This is a genomic window from Pseudarthrobacter equi, from assembly GCF_900105535.1.
Lineage (GTDB): Bacteria > Actinomycetota > Actinomycetes > Actinomycetales > Micrococcaceae > Arthrobacter > Arthrobacter equi.
Genome location: NZ_LT629779.1, coordinates 3828718 through 3845580, shown reverse-complemented (window position 1 = coordinate 3845580; position 16863 = coordinate 3828718). Strand labels below are relative to the sequence as shown.

Below are 16863 nucleotides of genomic sequence, written 5' to 3'. Positions count from 1 at the left end.
GGCTAGGCCTGCGGTTCGAAGCTCCAGGTGCCGGTGTGCACGCGGAAGTCGCGCGTCGCGGCGGTCTGCGCGCCGTCCGGGAGGGAACGCACGACGGCGGCATCCGGCGTGGGTCCCTTAATTCCGTAAGTGCCGGCGGGCAAACGGACAACCGCTGTGACGCCGGCGGGGACGGTGCATTCCAGCTCCACCAGGCCGCCCCTGCGCCGCCAGCTGGTCTCCGCGTAGCCGTTGGCCACCGGGATGCTTCCGCGGGCGTGCTCCAACCGGCACAATGGCGGCTGGATGAGCAGTTCACTGCCACCGGGGGACTGGAAGCGGATGCCCAGCAGGTGCTCGAGGATTTCCTTGACCACCGAGGCGGACCAGGCGTGGGATTGGCTGTAGTCGGTGCCGGGCTCCAGGTCCCAGGCCTCCCAGGTGAAGGTGGCGCCCCGTTCCAGGAGCCGCGCCCAGCCGGGCTGGTCGCGTGAGGTCAGAAGGTCCAGGACCGCGTCAGTCAGGCCCTGTGCCAGCAGCGCCCGGACCAGGCGGTGGACCGTCAGTGGCCCCTGCCGCATCCCCATGTCCGCTATCCGCCGGGAGTCGGCCTCAGCGAACCTGGCGTCCGTGATGCCCAGGGACAGGGGGAACGATGCCGCATGCTGTGAAGCATGGGCGCTGGGGGAGCCGTCGCCGTGGAGTCCGTCCACCATCATGCCGTCCACCCGGAGCCGGGTACGGATGGCCGCCGCCAGCGTGCGGGCAGCCTCGGCGTAGCGGGCGGCGGTTTCGTGCTGGCCCGCAACGCCGCAGAGCCGGGCGGTGGACAACAGTGCGGAGTAGGCCTGGACGTTGACGGTGGTCTTGGCGGCGCACTCCATGTCGTAACCGAATCGCCCCGGTGCCGGCCAGTCCACGATGCCGTGCAGGTAGGGGCCGGACCCGCCGCCCAGCCTGGTGACCAGCCCCGCCGTCGGGCCTTCCGCCGGAATGTACCGCAGCGCGTAGTCGGCCGTATCGCAGAGGTGCGGCAGCAGCTCCCGAACCAGGGCGAGATCGCCGGTGCGGTGGTGGTATTCCTCGGCCCACTCCGGCAGCATCAGCGAAAAATCCGGGATGTCGCGTTTGCCGTCACCGTTGGGATAGACCGCGTTGTAGCGGCCCCTGTCCCCGCCCGCGGTCCAGTACCTGCCCGCCGACCAGCCGAACTCCCGCAGCGCCTGGGCCGTGTAGGCGTGCTCGCCGAAAAGCGACATGGTGGCGTAGGAGATGTTCACGGCGTCCGCCAGGAACTGGCCCTTTTCCCGGGTGGGGGTGTCCACGAACTGCTCCTGCACGCCGTACAGCGCCGAGTCGCGCAGGAGGCCGAAGACGGCGTCCAGTGTGGGGTCCGAGCTGCTGAAGCTGCCTTCGGCGGGGTGCCTGCCGTGAACCACGACGGCGCCGAGCCGGGACACGTCCGCGGCGTCCACACCGGGAAGCTCCAGGTAGCGGAAGCCAAGGTGCACGGTGGCCCGGTACTGCTGCGGCCCGGCGGCCTGGGTGTACGGGAAGGACATATCGGTGTTCTGGGTGGGTGTCTTGCCGGTGTCCACCCGGCCGTCGTTCCGGAGGTTGTAGCCGGCCCGGATCATTACCGTGCGGCCGGCCACGCCGTCGAGGAAATCCACCTCGGGCCGGCCGGGAAGCACCTGGCCGAAGTCCGCCACCAGCGTGCCGTCATCAGCCGTCAGGAATGCGCGGGGAGCGACGAATTCCTCCGACATGGAGGTCCGGCGCGGATGCAGCGCGGGGCTTTCGGGGGTGGGGTGGCTCCCGCAGCCGACGGCGGGCGGCAGGTCCTGCAGGGGAGTGGCGGCCAGTGCGGCGGCAGCGTGCCCGTCCAGGTGCTCAACGGGGTCGCCTTCGTCGTTCCGGTACCCGGCCTGGCCGTACGGGCCCTCGGCAGCACGCCAGCCCGGACCCGAACCGAACACGTCGCGGCGGCCGTCCGCATAGTCCACGCTGAGCCGGACCAGCAGGCCGGGAAGGCCCGCGGCCCGTCCCTGTCCCGGGCCGTACCAATGCAGCAGCGCCGCCAGCGGAATGTCCGCGCCGTTTGGTGCCTCCCCGCTGTTTGGTGCGTCCCCGCCTGACTGCTGGGATGCCAGCAGTTCCGTCACGTCCGCGGCATCGTAGTAGCCCTCGCCGGGATAGCCGAAGGATGTGGTGGTGAGGCAGGGTGTGCCGGCGAGGGACAGCTGGGCATGGTGCCGGGCGGCGGCGTAGAGCCGTGCCCGCCGGACGGTGCCGCTGAGCCGGATCGAGGTGCGGAACAGGGTCCATTCGTCTGGCTGGCGGTGTGCTGTGGTGCGTGGCCAGTGAGCCAGGGCAGCGCGTGCGTGGTGTTCGCCGGCATCGAATCGGTGGTCCAACAGGACGGTGCCGGTGTCTGCGCTAGCGCCTGGCTCCGAAACCCGGAGCCGGGCGTACTCGGCTTGGCTCCGGGGACCCTGGTGGAGGGCCAGCCTGCCCGAAGCGCCTGCCGGGAGCGGCTCCTCGAACACCAGCAGTTCGTCGCCGTCCAGGGAGGCGCGGATGGTGTGCCCGTCATCGGTGACGGTGAGGTCCTGCCACGTCCCCGGAACCAGGTCCTTGCCCGGGAGCCGTTCCTGCCGGACTGTGTGGGTGCGGTCTGCGCGGGCCTTGGCCAGGACGGGGGTGTCCGGCGTGGAGGCGGCGGGGATGTCCCACTGCGGCACCTGCCGCAGCAGCAGCTCGCCGGCCGTGTTGAGTTCGAGCAGCAGCCCCGTTCCGGGGCCGGTGCTGCGGAGGATCAGGCCGGCCCAGCCCATCACGGGCCGCACCCGCGCCTCAAGCCGGAAACCGCGGACCGGAGGGCACGGCAGTGGCAGCCCGGGGGATCCCGCCACCCTGAGGGCGTTGTCCAGGATCTCCAGCGGGGCGCGGCCACCCGGGGCGCGGCTGATCCAGTCGGCCTCCCAGGCGGAGTCCGAAAGCCCCGTGCCGAAGGTGCGCCAGGCAGACCACGCGCCTTGGACGCCGGCCGCGTCGCGAAGGCGCACCCGCCAGGAATAGTCCGCGTCATCGTCGAGAACGGGCCCGCCATAGATACCGCGCTGCGAAGCTGAGGGCACGCCCCCGGAGCTCCACACCTGATGGCCGCCGGCGTCCTGCACGGAGACTTCGTACGCCGCCTGGCTGGCCCGGGAGGGGTCGGTGCCGTCCGGCTGCTCCAGCTGCCAGCTGAACGTGGGTTGCCCGGACGCCGTGAGGCACATGGCCAAGCCGTCGGTCAGGAGGCCGGTGGCGAGCAGAGCCCCGGCAGCTTCCTGTGGTGTGTCCGCTGCGGTGGGGGCTGCGCCGCCTGAAGGGGACATCAGGCGGACGGCACCGGAAAGGAGGCCGGTGTGGACGTGGCCCAGGGGAGCCCCAGCTCGCTGAACGTTGAATGTTCGCGCCCGGCACGCTCCAGCGCGTCCTCGATGTTGGCCACCACGGCGTGGGCGGATTCGCCTTCACCCTCCCACTGCACGTAGGTGGGATCGATCGGCGCTGGCAGCGGCGCGGTCCGGACTGCCTCGAGCACCAGCATGAACGCCCCGCTGTCCAGGAGGGAGCTCAGCAACGGGGTGCCGGCGCTGCGGTGCTTGAGCAGGTTCTCGGTGAGGTCGTCCCGGCCGTAGGTCTGCTCGGTGGTGCCGGAGGCTGTTTCCACCACCAGCCGGTCCTCGGTGTAGTGGAAGACTGCAGTGCCGGCGGAGCCGTGGAGGGTCACGTACGGCTCAACGGATTCGGTGGCGCAGATGGTCAGGGCGCAGGTGATGGGCAGTCCGGCCGTGGTGCGGATGCGGATCACCGAGGTGTCGTCAGACTCGATGTCATTGGCCCGGTACAGCTCGGTTTCCACGGACGCGACATCGGCAACGGTGCGGGCTCCGGCGATCCGCAGCGCCGTTGCCACAGCATGCGCGAGCGGGTTGGTGGCCACGCCGTCCACTACGTCCACGCCGTTGATGCTGCGCTTGCCCGCCCAGCGCGACCGCTTGTAATACGCCCGGTCACGGACCCAGCGGCCGGTGGCGGAGATGCCTTCCAGGTTTCCAATAGTGCCGGCGGCCAGGAGTTCCGCGATGGCCGTCAGCGCATGCGAGCCCAGGCTCTGGAAACCGATCTGGACCCCGTGCCCGGACGCTGCAGCGGCGTCGCACAGCCGGTTGAAGTCCGCCAGCGAGGCCACCGGTGGCTTCTCCAGGTAGAGCTCGGCATCCGTGGCCAGGGCGGCCAGTGCCAGCGGGGCGTGCGTCTGGATGGGGGTTGCCACAATGACGAGGTCCAGGTTGGCCGTTGCGGCCAGCAGGTCCTCCAGTCCTTGATGGACAGCGGCCGACGGCGGCACGGAACCGGGTGCCGGTGGCTGCGGGTCGGCGACGGCCGCCAGTTCGACGGCGCCGGCTGCCTGCAGGCGCGCAAGGTTCCGGAGATGGTGGGTGCCGAAGCCGTGCACGCCTACCAGCGCGATCCGGGCTGCCGGGCCGGAGCCCTGCGGGCCGGTCCGGAGTCCTGCCGGTTCGGCCGCCTCACCGGTAAAAGCGTTACTGGCGGAAGCATTACCGCCGGAAGCATTACCGCCGGAAGCATTACCGGCGGAAACGTTGGGAAGGTGGGTGCCAGCGGGCGTTCCCATGGGTTCTCCATTCTGCCCTCGAGGGCACGCTTACAGGCGCGCCGGCTGAGTGCAGCAAGCGCTTTCCAACCATTAGTGTGCGCCACCCCTGGCGGCAGAGTCCAGTTATGTAACGATTCAAAAAATGGCTTGACCCCACACTCGGATTGGGTCTAGATTTTCGAGAAACCGATTACCGGCGTGACGCGGACCACTCGCGCCCTCGCCTCTGCAACGATGGAGAAACGGAAGGGAAGTGCCATGCTGTCCGGAACCTTCGCCGCTCGGGCCTATTCGTTCTTTGACACCCTTCTGTGGATCGCATGCCTCAACCTGTTGTGGCTGGTGTTCACCCTCCTCGGGCTGGGCGTAGCCGGGATCGGACCTGCCACTGCGGCGGCGCAGATCCTGGTGCGCAAGCGGGCCCGGGGGGAAGCGGCGCCACTGCTGCGCGGGTTCGCGGCGGAGTATTTCCGGAACTTCGGCCGCGCCAACGTCCTTGCCCTGCCGCTGCTGGCAGTGGCAGTGGCGCTGGCAATGAACTGGAACTTCTTCTCCGGCGGGCGGGACCTCTTCTCGCAGCTGATGGCGGCCGGAATTTTTGTGACGGCCATCTTCCTGGCGGGTGCAGCCTGCTACGTGTTCCCGATGTATGCCCGCTACGAACTGCCCCTGGGGCAGTACTTGATGCTCTCGTCCCGCTTTGCCATGCGGCACCTGGCTGGGACGGTCATCCTCCTGTTCGTCTCGGCGGCCGTGGTGTATGCCAGCACCACCGTCCCCGGACTCATTCCGTTCTTCAGCATCGGCGCGTGGCTCTACACCACCGGCTGGCTCTGCGACCGGTTCTTTACCGCCAATGACGAGTCGGTTGCCGCCGATGCCGAGCCGGCCGCTGCCGGTACCGGGACCGTGCCCGTCGCCGTCTCCACGGCTTGACCGGCTGACCGCCTGACCGGCGGCGCGTCTCCCGGCCCAGCCCCACTTCGGCGGGCCCCCGGAGCGCCCGTCCCATTGACCAGCACCACCCCGCACCCTCGTCCTGCCCGCACGTCCACAAATGAAACGTATCAACCCCGTCTGAATGACCAACGAAACCCCGAAGAAGTGGAAAAGGAAAAGCCATGATCCGTAGGAAACTCACCCTGGCGGCCGCCGTCGTCACCATCTCCGCCATATCCCTCACCGCCTGCAGCGGCGGCGGCAATGAACCCGCCGCGGACCTCACCAGCGTGTCCATCATGGCCCCGTTCCTCGAGGCCCAGCCGCCCAGCGCGGACGGCGCCGTCCAGAAGAAGCTGGAAGAACTCACCGGCAAGGACATCAACATCAACTGGACGCCCAACTCCTCGTACGAGGACAAGACAAACATCACGCTGGCAGGCTCCGACATCCCGCAGATCATGGTCATCCAGGGCAAGACCCCCGGCTTCGTCAAGAACGCCGAAGCGGGCGCCTTCTGGGACCTGACGGACAAGCTCGACAAGTACCCGAACCTGAAGACCACGTTCCCCGACATCCAGGAGAACGCCAGCATCAACGGCAAGGTCTACGGCGTCTACCGTGGCCGCGCGCCCATGCGTGCTGCGGTGATGTTCCGCCAGGACTGGCTGGACAAGCTGGGCCTCCAGCCGCCCAAGACCACCGAGGACCTCTACAAGGTGGCCAAGGCGTTCACCGAGCAGGACCCGGACGGCAACGGCCAGAATGACACGTGGGGCATCACCATCCCCAAGTGGGGAGCCCTGGGCACCAACAGCCCCTACGACCTGATCGAGGAATGGTACGGCGCCGGCAACCGGTGGACCGAGAAAGACGGGAAGCTGATCCCCAGCTTCGAGACCAACGAGTTCCTTGAGGCCAACCGGTTCGTGAAGAAGATGGTGGACGAGAAGCTCATCAACCCGGACTTCGCCACGTTCGACGGCACCAAGTGGAACGAGCCGTTCTTCAACGGCAAGGGCGGCATCATTGTGGACGTCGATTCCCGCGTCAGCGTCCTGGTCAACCTCTTCAAGCAGGCCGATCCCAACAACTTCCAGAACAAGGTGGGCTTCGTGGGCAACCTCGAAGGCCCCGACGGCGAACTCCACGCCCACCCCACCGACGGCTACTCCGGCTTCCTGGCCGTCCCCAAGTCCAGCGTCCGCACCGAGGCCGAGCTGGACAAGGTCCTTGAGGTCCTGAACACCCTGAACGGCAAGGAGGTGGCCACCCTCCTGAACAACGGCATCGAGGGCGTCAACTTCACGGTGGAGGACGGCAAGGCCGCCACCATCAAGCCCGAAACCCCCGAGGGCAAGGCCGTCAGCACCGACATCAAGAGCTACGCACAGCTGGGCATGAACGTGGCCGGCAACAACTTCTACCCGGTCAAGCAGGCCAGCGACTACGAGCAGCAGGTCTTCGACAAGCGCACCGAAGTCATGGCCGAGGACCTCAAGAGCGCCGTGTACAACCCCGCCGCCCCGTACGTCTCCGCCACCTACGTGGCCAAGGGCGCACAGCTGGACAACATCGTGGCGGACGCCCGGATCAAGTACCTCGCCGGACAGATCGATGAGCAGGGCCTGAAGGACGCCATCAAGCTCTGGGACACCAGCGGCGGCAACAAGGTCAAAGAAGAGATCAACAAGCTTTGGCAGGACAACAAGTAAATGGCAGCCCCCGTCGTCGAGGCTGAGACCTCAGGGCGGGCGGCCAGCCGGCCGCCCGCCCGGGAGCGGAAGAACGCCAAGTTCTCCGTCCACTTCGCGCACTACAAGTGGCTGTACCTGCTGCTGTTGCCGGGCGTGCTGTACTTCGCTGTGTTCCGCTACGGCCCCATGTATGGCGTGTCCATCGCCTTCAAGGACTACGTCCCGTTCCTGGGCGTCAACGGCAGCCGGTGGGTGGGGACCCAGCACTTCGAGGATTTCTTCTCCAACCCGGATTTCCCGCGCCTGCTGGGCAACACGCTGATCCTGGCGTTCCTGAACCTGGGCATCGCATTCCCGCTGACCATCGTGCTGGCCCTGCTGCTGAACGAGGTCCGCCTCTCCGTCCTCAAGCGCACGGTCCAGACCCTGGTGTACATCCCGCACTTCCTGTCCTGGACCATCGTGGCGTCGCTGAGCTTCCTGCTGTTCGCGCTGGACATCGGCCCGATGTTCCAGTTCCTGAACAACGTGATGGGCACCAACATCGACTTCCTGTCCGATCCCGCCTGGTTCCGGCCGCTGATCGTGCTGCAGGAGATCTGGAAGAACACCGGCTGGGGAACCATCATCTTCCTCGCCGCCCTGTCCACGGTGGACCAGGACCAGTACGAGGCTGCGATCATCGACGGCGCGGGACGGTTCCGGCGGGTCTGGCACATCACCCTGCCCGGGATCCGGTCCACCATCATCGTGATGCTGATCCTGGCGATCGGGCAGATGCTCAACACCGGATTCGAACAGATCTACCTGATGACCAACGCCCTGAACCGGGACGTCGCGGATGTCTTTGACACCTACGTGTACTTCGTGGGCATCACCCAGGGCGCCTACTCCTACTCCACCGCGGTGGGCCTGTTCAAATCCCTGGTGGGCCTGGTGCTGATCTTCGGCACCAACTGGCTGGCCAAGCGGTTCAACCAGAGCGGACTGTTCTAATGAAGATCCACAACACCACCGGCGGCAGGGTGTTCGACGCCGCCAACTACGTCTTCCTGTCCCTGGTGGGCATCGTTACCCTGCTGCCGTTCGTCTACGTCTTCGCGGGCTCGTTCGCCACCGAAGCGGAAATCACCCGGCGGGCGTTCTTCGTCTGGCCCGAGCAGTTCAGCCTGGGCTCCTACGAGTACATCTTCTCGACGCCGGCCTTCACCAGGGCGCTCATCACCACCATCCTGGTCACCGCAGTGGGCACGGTGGTCCAGCTGGCGTTCACGGTGACCATGGCTTACCCGCTGGCCAAGAAGACCCTCCGGGGACGCAAGCTCATCCTGTCCCTAGTGGTCTTCGCCATGGTGTTCTCCGGCGGCATGATCCCCACCTTCCTCCTGGTCAAGGACCTGGGCCTGCTCAACTCCTACTGGGCCCTGATCCTGCCGGCGGCGATCAACCCGTTCAGCCTGATCATCATCAAGAACTTCTTCCAGGAGCTCCCGGCGGAGCTGGAGGAATCGGCCAAGATGGACGGCGCCACGGAGATCGGCATCCTTTGGCGGATCCTGTTGCCGCTGTCCAAGCCGGTCCTGGCCACGTTCGCACTGTTCTATGCCGTGGGAATCTGGAACGACTTCATGTCGCCCCTGCTGTACCTCAGCGACAACTCCAAGTGGACCCTGCAGATGTACCTCCGCCAGGTCACTGCGGCCTCGGACCTGCTGGGAACCGGCAACGTGGACCCCAACTACATTCCGCCGGAACAGGGCATCAAGTTCGCCGTGATCGTGGTGGCCACCCTGCCCATCCTGATCTTCTACCCCTTCCTGCAAAAGCACTTCGCCAAGGGCATGCTCATCGGCTCCGTCAAGGGCTAGAAACCCCCACTCACAGAAAGAAGACCATGAAGATCCTGCTCGCCGGTGATTCCACCGTCGCCAACTGCCCCACGCACGAGTACCCCATGAGCGGGTGGGGCGCGCAGCTGGCCCCGCACGTTTACCGGCGGGCAGCGGTCCACAACTTCGCCAAGGGAGGGGCCAGTACCGAGTCCTTCCGCGAGGAAGGGCTGTGGACGGCGCTGCTGGCAGAGGCCGGCGAAGGCGACCTGGTCCTCCTCCAGTTCGGCCATAACGACCAGAAGAAGCAGCACCTGGCAGCCCGCACCGGCTACGCGGCCAACCTGCGCACCATGGTGGGGGAGGTGCGTGCCCTGGGCGCGGCTCCGGTGCTATGCACCTCCGTGGAACGGCGGCACTTCCGGGACGCGCCGTCGTCGTCCGCCGGCATGGGCGACGTACTGGAGGAAAGCCTGGAGGACTACCCCGAGGTGGTGCGCGAACTGGGCTTGGAACTCGGCGTCCCGGTGATCGACCTCAATGCCTGGACGCGGGAGCTTTACGTCCGCCTGGGCCGGGAGGAATCCATGGCGCTGTTCTGCCACTTCGCGCCGGGGGAGCATGCCTATTGGCCGGACGGGCTGGCGGACAACACGCATTTCTCCCAGGAAGGTGCCGCAGTGGTGGCGGAGCACGTGGCCGCCGGGCTTGCGGAGCTGGGGCCCGCCGCCCCGGCCCTTGCGGGTACGACGGCGGGACGCGCCTGAGTGGGCACCGCCATACGGGACGCCGGTGTGCTGTACAGCAATGGGCTGGGCGGTCCGGCGGACGTCGCGGACTGGGTGGCCGAAGGGCCGCTGACCCTTGGCGCCCACTCCGGGGCGCTGGAGCTGTCCGGCGCACTGGACGACGCCGAATTCGGCGACCACGCGCACTGGACGTTCTGGTGCCCGGAGGAGTTTCCGGACGGAATCCGCATCAGCTGGGAGTTCCGGCCGCTCGAAGAGCCGGGCCTGGCCATGCTGTTCTTTGCAGCCGCCGGCCAGGGCGGGCTGGATCTCTTCAGCCCGGACCTGGCCCCGCGGACCGGGTTCTACCCGCAGTACCATTCGGGGGACATTGATGCCCTGCACGTCTCGTATTTCCGGCACAAGTACGAATCGGAGCGGGCCTTCCGGACGTGCAACCTCCGCAAGAGTGAAGGCTTTGAACTGGTGGCGCAGGGCGCTGACCCGCTGCCGCCCACGGAAGACGCGGTGGATTTCTATCGCCTGGAAGTGGTGAAGGACGGCCCGCTGGTGTCCTTTGCCATCAACGGGTTGACCCTGTTCGAGTGGACAGACTCCTCGGGCAAGGTCCTCGGCGGCGGCCACATCGGGTTCCGGCAGATGGCCCCGCTGCGGGCCGCCTACCGGAACCTGGTGGTGGAGAAGCTGCGCTGACGCGTCCTAAGCCTTGCCGGTGCTCTGCCGGACCACGAGCTCCGGCGTGAACACCACCGCGCGATGCGTGGCGTTCTGGGACTCCACTTCCTCGGTGAGGAGCTCGATGGCGGTGCGGCCCAGCGCCTCGGTGGGCTGCCGGATGGAGGACAGCGGAACCACTGCCGAGACGGCAAAGTCGATGTCGTCATACCCGATCAGCGCCACGTCCTCCGGGATGCGGAAGGTATGGGTCATGGTGAGGGACTGCATGACGCCGAGGGCCAAGAGGTCGTTGGCGCAGAAGATGCCGTCCGGCAGCTCCTCCGGCCTGCGTTCCACCAGCATGTTGCCCACGCTGCGGCCGGTCAGGACGGTCATCCCCTCCGACGCCAGCACTTCCAGTGTTGCGTCCGGCTCCTCCTTGACGGCGCGCTGTGCACCCTGCAGGCGGTCCGATACCTGCCGGATGGACGTGGGGCCGCCCACGAACGCGAGCCGGCGGCGGCCGGTGTCCAGCAGGTGCCGCGCGGCCAGGTACCCGCCGGCGTCGTCGTCCACGGAAACCGAACTGAACCTGGACTCGTCCGCCAGGCGGTCCACCAGGACCGTGGGCACGCCGCGCTCGCGGAGGAGGTCCAGCCGCTCGGTGACGTCGCCAACGGGGGAAATGAGGAGGCCCTGGACCCGCTGCTCCTGGAAAAGATCGATGTAATTGGCTTCGCGGCCGGCGTCGTGCCCGCTGTCGCCCAGCAGCACCGCGCTGCCCTGGACGCTGGCGGCATCCTCAGCCGCCCGCACCACCGATGTGAAGAACGGGTTGCCCACGTCCAGGACAATCAGCCCCACGGTGCGGCTGTGGCCGGCGCGGAGCTGCCGGGCCGCGTCGTTGCGGACAAACCCCAGTTCGTCGATGGCCTTCAGGACGCGTTCCTTGGTGCGCTGGGACACCCTGTCCGGGTAATTCAGCACGTTGGAGACGGTGCCCACGGCAACGCTGGCGTGGTTGGCAACGTCCTTGATACTGGCGGTGCGGTTCATGATTCTCCGAGCTGCTGGTCCGGATGCCCTGACTTCCACGGGCCATTTGCTGGGGCCGGGTGGAAATGCTTGACACCTACTCAGGTTCAAGAGTACTTTGAATCGTACCAATGAAACGATTCAAATATCCGCGAGTTCAGGAGAGTTCCAGATGAGGGTGTGCTTCCGGTCCTCGATCCAGCCGGCGCTGATCGACGAGTACAAGCGGCGCCATGCCGCGGTGTGGCCGGAGATGCTTCTTGCCCTGAAGGAAGCGGGCTGGAACAACTACTCCCTGTTCCTGGCGGACGACGGGCTCCTGGTGGGCTACGTCGAATGCGACGACTTCGACGCCGTTCGTGCCCGCATGGCCCTGACCGACGTCAACGCGCGCTGGCAGGCCGAGATGGCCACGCTTTTTGAGAACACCGGCCAGGCGCCCGACGAGGGGTTCCAGGTCCTGGAAGAAGTGTTCAACCTTGACGGCCAGCTTGCGGCCGCAGGCTCCACAACCCAGTAACTAAAGCCAAACCCAGCTCCTGCAGCGGGGCATTACCCAACAGACCACAGCAGCACAAGACACCGGAAAGAACCATCATGAATGACGTAGCAAAGGCGCTGGGCAGGCTCGGAGAGCTTGCCATCGAGGTCCCTTCGTGGGCCTATGGAAATTCAGGCACGCGGTTCAAGGTGTTCGGCACGCCCGGCACGCCGCGGACGGTCCAGGAGAAGCTGGCCGACGCCGCCAAGGTCCATGAGCTGACCGGCCTCGCGCCCACGGTCGCCCTGCATATTCCGTGGGACAAGGTGGACGACTACTCCGCCCTGAAGGAGTACGCCGCGGGCCTGGGTGTTGGCCTGGGCACCATCAACTCCAATACCTTCCAGGATGACGAGTACAAGTTCGGCTCCCTGACGTCCTCCAACGAGGGCGTGCGCCGCCGCGCCATCGAGCACCACCTGGACTGCATCGACATCATGCACGCCACGGGCTCCCGCGACCTGAAGATCTGGCTGGCGGACGGCACCAACTACCCGGGCCAGGATGATCTCCGCGGCCGCCAGGACCGCCTGGCCGAGTCCCTGCAGGAAATTTACGCGGCCTTGGGTGACGAGCAGCGCCTGGTCCTGGAGTACAAGTTCTTCGAGCCGGCGTTCTATCACACCGACGTTCCGGACTGGGGCACGTCCTACGCCCAGACCCTGGCACTGGGGGAGAAGGCGTTCGTCTGCCTGGACACCGGCCACCACGCCCCGGGCACCAACATCGAATTCATCGTGATGCAGCTGCTGCGCCTGGGCAAGCTGGGTTCTTTCGACTTCAACTCGCGCTTCTACGCCGACGACGACCTCATCGTGGGTGCCGCCGATCCGTTCCAGCTCTTCCGCATCATGCACGAAGTGATCCGCGGCGGCGGCTTCGGCAAGGAATCCGGTGTGGCTCTCATGCTGGACCAGTGCCACAACCTGGAAGAGAAGATCCCGGGCCAGATCCGGTCCGTGCTGAACGTCCAGGAAATGACGGCCCGCGCCCTGCTGATCGACACCGCTGCCCTGACCGAGGCCCAGCGCGCCGGGGATGTCCTGGCCGCCAACGGCATCTTCAACGATGCCTTCTACACGGACGTCCGTCCGGCCCTGGCCGAGTGGCGTGAATCCCGCGGCCTGCCCGCGGACCCGATGGCTGCCTACAAGGCCAGCGGTTACCAGAAACAGATCAATGAGGACCGCGCAGGCGGCCAGCAAGCCGGATGGGGCGCTTAATTCCTATGAGCAACAAGACTGTTGAAGACCTGATTGCGCGTTCCAACCGCTTGGGCGCGGACAAGCGGAACACCAACTTCGCCGGCGGCAACACGTCCGCCAAGGGCACCGAGAAGGATCCGGTCACCGGTGAGGACGTTGAACTCCTGTGGGTGAAGGGTTCCGGCGGTGACCTGGGCACGCTGAAGGCGCAGAACCTTGCGGTGCTGCGGCTGGACCGTTTGAACGCGCTGAAGAACGTCTACCCGGGCGTCGACCGTGAAGATGAAATGGTGGCCGCCTTCGACTACTGCCTGCACGGCAAGGGCGGCGCAGCCCCGTCGATCGACACTGCCATGCATGGCCTGGTGGACGCCGCGCACGTGGACCACCTGCACCCGGATTCCGGCATCGCCATCGCGACGGCGGTGGACGGCGAAGCGCTGACGTCAAAGGTCTTCGGTGACAAGGTGGTCTGGGTTCCCTGGCGCCGCCCCGGTTTCCAGCTGGGCCTGGACATCGCTGCGATCAAGGACGCCAACCCGCAGGCCATCGGCACCATCCTCGGCGGCCACGGCATCACTGCCTGGGGCGCCACCAGCGAAGAGGCCGAGGCCAACTCGCTCTGGATCATCGACCAGGCCGAGCAGTACATCGCCGAGAACGGCGCGGCCGAACCCTTCGGTGCCAAGCTCCCGGGCTACGCAGCCCTGCCCGAGGCAGAACGCCGCGCGAAGGCCGCTGCCCTGGCGCCGGTGATCCGCGGCCTTGCCTCGACGGACAAACCGCAGCTGGGGCACTTCAGCGATGACGCCGTCGTCCTCGACTTCCTCGAAGCCGCCGAGCACCCGCGGCTGGGCGCGCTGGGCACCTCCTGCCCGGACCACTTCCTGCGCACCAAGGTCAAGCCGCTGATCCTGGACCTGCCCGCCGATGCCTCCATCGAAGACTCGATCGCCCGGTTGCATGAGCTGCACGCCGACTACCGCGAGGACTACCAGGCCTACTACGACCGCCACAAGGACGAAAACAGCCCGGCCCTGCGCGGCGCGGACCCGGCCATCGTGCTGGTTCCCGGCGTGGGCATGTTCTCCTTCGGCGCGAACAAGCAGACCGCCCGGGTGGCCGGGGAGTTCTACATCAATGCCATCAACGTGATGCGCGGCGCCGAAGCGATCTCCACCTACGCCCCCATCGAGGAATCCGAGAAGTTCCGGATCGAATACTGGGCCCTGGAGGAAGCCAAACTGGCCCGCCTGCCCAAGCCGAAGTCGCACGCCACCCGCATCGCCCTGGTGACCGGTGCGGCATCCGGCATCGGCAAGGCCATCGCCACCCGCCTCGCCGCGGAAGGCGCCTGCGTGGTCATCGCCGACCTGAACCTGGAGAACGCGCAGAAGGTGGCAGAGGAACTCGGCGGTTCCGACGTTGCCGTCGGCGTCCAGGCTGACGTCACCAACGAAGCGCAGGTGGCCGCAGCGATCGACGCCGCGGTGCTCGCGTTCGGCGGCGTGGACCTGGTGGTCAACAACGCCGGCCTGTCCATCTCCAAGCCGCTGCTGGAAACCACGGAAAAGGACTGGGACCTTCAGCACAACGTGATGGCCAAGGGCTCCTTCCTGGTGGCCAAGGCCGCTGCGAGGGTCATGATTGCCCAGGGCCTGGGCGGGGACATCATCTACATCTCCTCCAAGAACTCCGTGTTCGCCGGCCCCAACAACATCGCCTACTCCGCCACCAAGGCAGACCAGGCCCACCAGGTGCGCCTGCTCGCCGCCGAACTGGGCGAGCACGGCATCCGCGTCAACGGCATCAACCCCGACGGTGTGGTCCGCGGCTCCGGCATCTTCGCCGGCGGCTGGGGCGCCAAGCGCGCCGCGGTCTACGGCGTGGACGAAGAGAAACTGGGCGAGTACTACGCCCAGCGCACCCTGCTCAAGCGCGAAGTCCTCCCCGAGCACGTGGCCAACGCCGCCGCCGTCCTCACCAGCAACGAACTGTCCCACACCACCGGCCTGCACATCCCCGTGGACGCCGGAGTGGCCGCAGCATTCCTCCGGTGAGCACGTTGTCACGCGATATCGACGGCGCGGACACTGCCCCTGGTGTGTTCGCCGCCGTCGATATCGGCGCCTCGTCCGGCCGGGTCATGCTCGGCCGTGTATCACCGGAGTCCGGGGTGTCGCTGGAAACCGTGCACCGCTTCCCCAACGGCGTGGTGGAGATCGACGGCGGCCTCCGCTGGAACTTCGACGCCCTCTTCGCGGAGGTGCTTGCAGGCCTCCGCACGGCCGCCACGGTGGCCGCCGGGCAGGGCGAACGGATCGCCAGCATCGGCATCGACACCTGGGCCGTGGACTACGGCCTGGTGGACGCTGGCGGGAACCTCGTGGCGCAGCCGTTCAGCTACCGCGATGACCGCAGCCGGGCCGCCGTGGAGCCTGTCCACCGGAATCTGGACCCGGAGCGGCTGTACGCCACCACCGGCCTGCAGTTCCTGCAGTTCAACACGATTTACCAGCTGGCCACCGAGAAGGACCTGGACGGGCTGCAGGCCCTCCTGATCCCGGACCTCATCGCATTCCTGCTCACGGGCGCCCGCCGGACCGAGGCTACCAACGCCTCCACCACCGGCTTGTTCGACGCCGTGGCGGGGGAGTGGGCCACCGAGTTCCTGGCGGCCCTGGGACTGCGGAAGGACCTGTTCCCGCCGCTGATCCACCCAGGCGAAACGTTCGGCACCCTCCTCCCGGCCATTGCCGAAGAGGTGGGCCTGCCCTCCAGCACCCCTGTGGTGGCCGTGGGCTCGCACGACACCGCGTCCGCCGTCGCCGCCGTCCCGGCTGACACGGACGCCGACGGCGGGGACTTCGCCTACGTCTCCTCCGGCACCTGGTCCCTGGTGGGCCTGGAACTGCCGCACCCGGTCCTCACCGAAGCCAGCCGGGAGGCGAACTTCACCAACGAACGCGGCGTGGACGGCACCGTCCGCTACCTGCGCAACATCGGTGGGCTCTGGCTGCTCAGCGAATGCCAGCGCACCTGGGCGTCGGAAGGGTTCCAGCCGGACCTGACAGCCCTGCTGGCCGCGGCCGCCGCGCTGCCCGCCGGCGGACCGCAGATCAACGCTGATGATCCGTACTTCATCGCCCCGGACAACATGCCCGAACGCATCCGGGCGGCAGTCCGGCGAACTGGTGAGGTGCTGCCGAACGATCCCGCAGCGATCACCCGGTGCATCATGGACAGCCTCGCTGCCGGATACGCCCGGACCCTGGCCGACGCCGAACGCCTGGCGGACCGCTCGGCGGGCGTGGTGCACGTGGTGGGCGGCGGATCGCAGAACGCGCTCCTCTGCCAGCTCACGGCCGATGCCACCCGGCGCCCGGTCATCGCCGGGCCCGTGGAAGCGACAGCCCTGGGCAACGTGCTCGTCCAGGCCCGGGCGGCAGGCGCCGTGGCAGGCGGGTTGCCTGAGCTGCGCCGCATCATCGCCGCCGGAGCCAGCCTGCACCGCTACGAGCCCCTCGACCTCCCCGTTACCGCCTCCCGGAATTGACACT

The 16863-nt window shown here is 67.3% G+C and carries 13 protein-coding genes; 10 read left to right on the top strand and 3 right to left on the bottom strand.

The features are described from left to right. Window positions 1-2 precede the first annotated feature (2 nt). Together BLT71_RS17520 and BLT71_RS17515 are read right to left on the bottom strand one after the other, a co-directional pair. Window positions 3-3362, bottom strand: a complete 3360-nt coding sequence (locus BLT71_RS17520; RefSeq protein ID WP_091722848.1) for a family 78 glycoside hydrolase catalytic domain — start codon at window positions 3360-3362, stop codon at window positions 3-5. Beyond that, complete coding sequence (locus BLT71_RS17515) at window positions 3362-4669, bottom strand: Gfo/Idh/MocA family protein (RefSeq protein ID WP_091722845.1); 1308 nt, start codon at window positions 4667-4669, stop codon at window positions 3362-3364. Before BLT71_RS17515 ends, BLT71_RS17520 begins: the two co-directional genes overlap by 1 nt. 180 nt (window positions 4670-4849) lie before the next feature. On the opposite strand from BLT71_RS17515, the gene BLT71_RS17510 reads away from it, so the two are divergent. From BLT71_RS17510 to BLT71_RS17485, 6 genes are all read left to right on the top strand, one after another. Then, window positions 4850-5587 carry a YesL family protein gene (locus tag BLT71_RS17510; protein WP_231994348.1) on the top strand — a complete coding sequence of 246 codons (738 nt, stop codon included), beginning with the start codon at window positions 4850-4852 and terminating at the stop codon, window positions 5585-5587. 185 nt (window positions 5588-5772) lie between these two features. Beyond that, the gene (locus BLT71_RS17505; RefSeq protein ID WP_091722839.1) at window positions 5773-7305 is read left to right on the top strand and encodes an extracellular solute-binding protein; all 1533 of its coding nucleotides are present in this window, start codon (window positions 5773-5775) and stop codon (window positions 7303-7305) included. Next, window positions 7306-8283, top strand: a complete 978-nt coding sequence (locus BLT71_RS17500) for an ABC transporter permease (protein ID WP_091722837.1) — start codon at window positions 7306-7308, stop codon at window positions 8281-8283. After that, the gene (locus BLT71_RS17495) at window positions 8283-9155 is read left to right on the top strand and encodes a carbohydrate ABC transporter permease (protein WP_015938269.1); all 873 of its coding nucleotides are present in this window, start codon (window positions 8283-8285) and stop codon (window positions 9153-9155) included. The genes BLT71_RS17500 and BLT71_RS17495 overlap by 1 nt, the downstream gene beginning before the upstream one ends. Window positions 9156-9181: 26 nt before the next feature. Then, entirely contained in the window at window positions 9182-9883 is a 702-nt protein-coding gene (locus tag BLT71_RS17490) for a rhamnogalacturonan acetylesterase (protein WP_091722834.1), read from the top strand. Further along, window positions 9884-10558: a DUF1961 family protein gene (locus tag BLT71_RS17485; protein ID WP_091722832.1), complete on the top strand. Its 675-nt coding sequence runs from the start codon at window positions 9884-9886 to the stop codon at window positions 10556-10558. Window positions 10559-10564: 6 nt separating this feature from the next. Here BLT71_RS17485 and BLT71_RS17480 read toward each other — a convergent pair whose 3' ends face one another. Further along, entirely contained in the window at window positions 10565-11578 is a 1014-nt protein-coding gene (locus tag BLT71_RS17480; protein ID WP_091722829.1) for a LacI family DNA-binding transcriptional regulator, read from the bottom strand. Window positions 11579-11729: 151 nt separating this feature from the next. Between BLT71_RS17480 and BLT71_RS17475 the strand changes: the two genes are divergently transcribed. The 4 genes from BLT71_RS17475 (at window position 11730) to BLT71_RS17460 (ending at window position 16859) form a co-directional block, all read left to right on the top strand. Further along, a complete protein-coding gene (locus BLT71_RS17475; RefSeq protein WP_091722826.1) occupies window positions 11730-12077 on the top strand; it encodes an L-rhamnose mutarotase in 348 nt (115 codons plus the stop codon). Between the two features lie 77 nt (window positions 12078-12154). Continuing rightward, window positions 12155-13321, top strand: a complete 1167-nt coding sequence (rhaI, locus tag BLT71_RS17470; RefSeq protein ID WP_091722825.1) for an L-rhamnose isomerase — start codon at window positions 12155-12157, stop codon at window positions 13319-13321. A 5-nt stretch (window positions 13322-13326) separates the two neighbouring features. Then, complete coding sequence (locus BLT71_RS17465) at window positions 13327-15363, top strand: bifunctional aldolase/short-chain dehydrogenase (protein ID WP_091722822.1); 2037 nt, start codon at window positions 13327-13329, stop codon at window positions 15361-15363. Further along, the gene (locus BLT71_RS17460) at window positions 15360-16859 is read left to right on the top strand and encodes a rhamnulokinase (RefSeq protein ID WP_091722820.1); all 1500 of its coding nucleotides are present in this window, start codon (window positions 15360-15362) and stop codon (window positions 16857-16859) included. The genes BLT71_RS17465 and BLT71_RS17460 overlap by 4 nt, the downstream gene beginning before the upstream one ends. The last annotated feature ends 4 nt before the right edge of the window (window positions 16860-16863 follow it).

Bases quoted from the DNA above. Each gene is read 5' to 3' on its own strand.
- BLT71_RS17520 (WP_091722848.1), bottom strand. From the start codon at position 3,362: ATGTCCCCTTCAGGCGGCGCAGCCCCCACCGCAGCGGACACACCACAG.
- BLT71_RS17515 (WP_091722845.1), bottom strand. From the start codon at position 4,669: ATGGGAACGCCCGCTGGCACCCACCTTCCCAACGTTTCCGCCGGTAAT.
- BLT71_RS17505 (WP_091722839.1), top strand. From the start codon at position 5,773: ATGATCCGTAGGAAACTCACCCTGGCGGCCGCCGTCGTCACCATCTCC.
- BLT71_RS17500 (WP_091722837.1), top strand. From the start codon at position 7,306: ATGGCAGCCCCCGTCGTCGAGGCTGAGACCTCAGGGCGGGCGGCCAGC.
- BLT71_RS17495 (WP_015938269.1), top strand. From the start codon at position 8,283: ATGAAGATCCACAACACCACCGGCGGCAGGGTGTTCGACGCCGCCAAC.
- BLT71_RS17490 (WP_091722834.1), top strand. From the start codon at position 9,182: ATGAAGATCCTGCTCGCCGGTGATTCCACCGTCGCCAACTGCCCCACG.
- BLT71_RS17480 (WP_091722829.1), bottom strand. From the start codon at position 11,578: ATGAACCGCACCGCCAGTATCAAGGACGTTGCCAACCACGCCAGCGTT.
- BLT71_RS17475 (WP_091722826.1), top strand. From the start codon at position 11,730: ATGAGGGTGTGCTTCCGGTCCTCGATCCAGCCGGCGCTGATCGACGAG.
- rhaI (WP_091722825.1), top strand. From the start codon at position 12,155: ATGAATGACGTAGCAAAGGCGCTGGGCAGGCTCGGAGAGCTTGCCATC.
- BLT71_RS17465 (WP_091722822.1), top strand. From the start codon at position 13,327: ATGAGCAACAAGACTGTTGAAGACCTGATTGCGCGTTCCAACCGCTTG.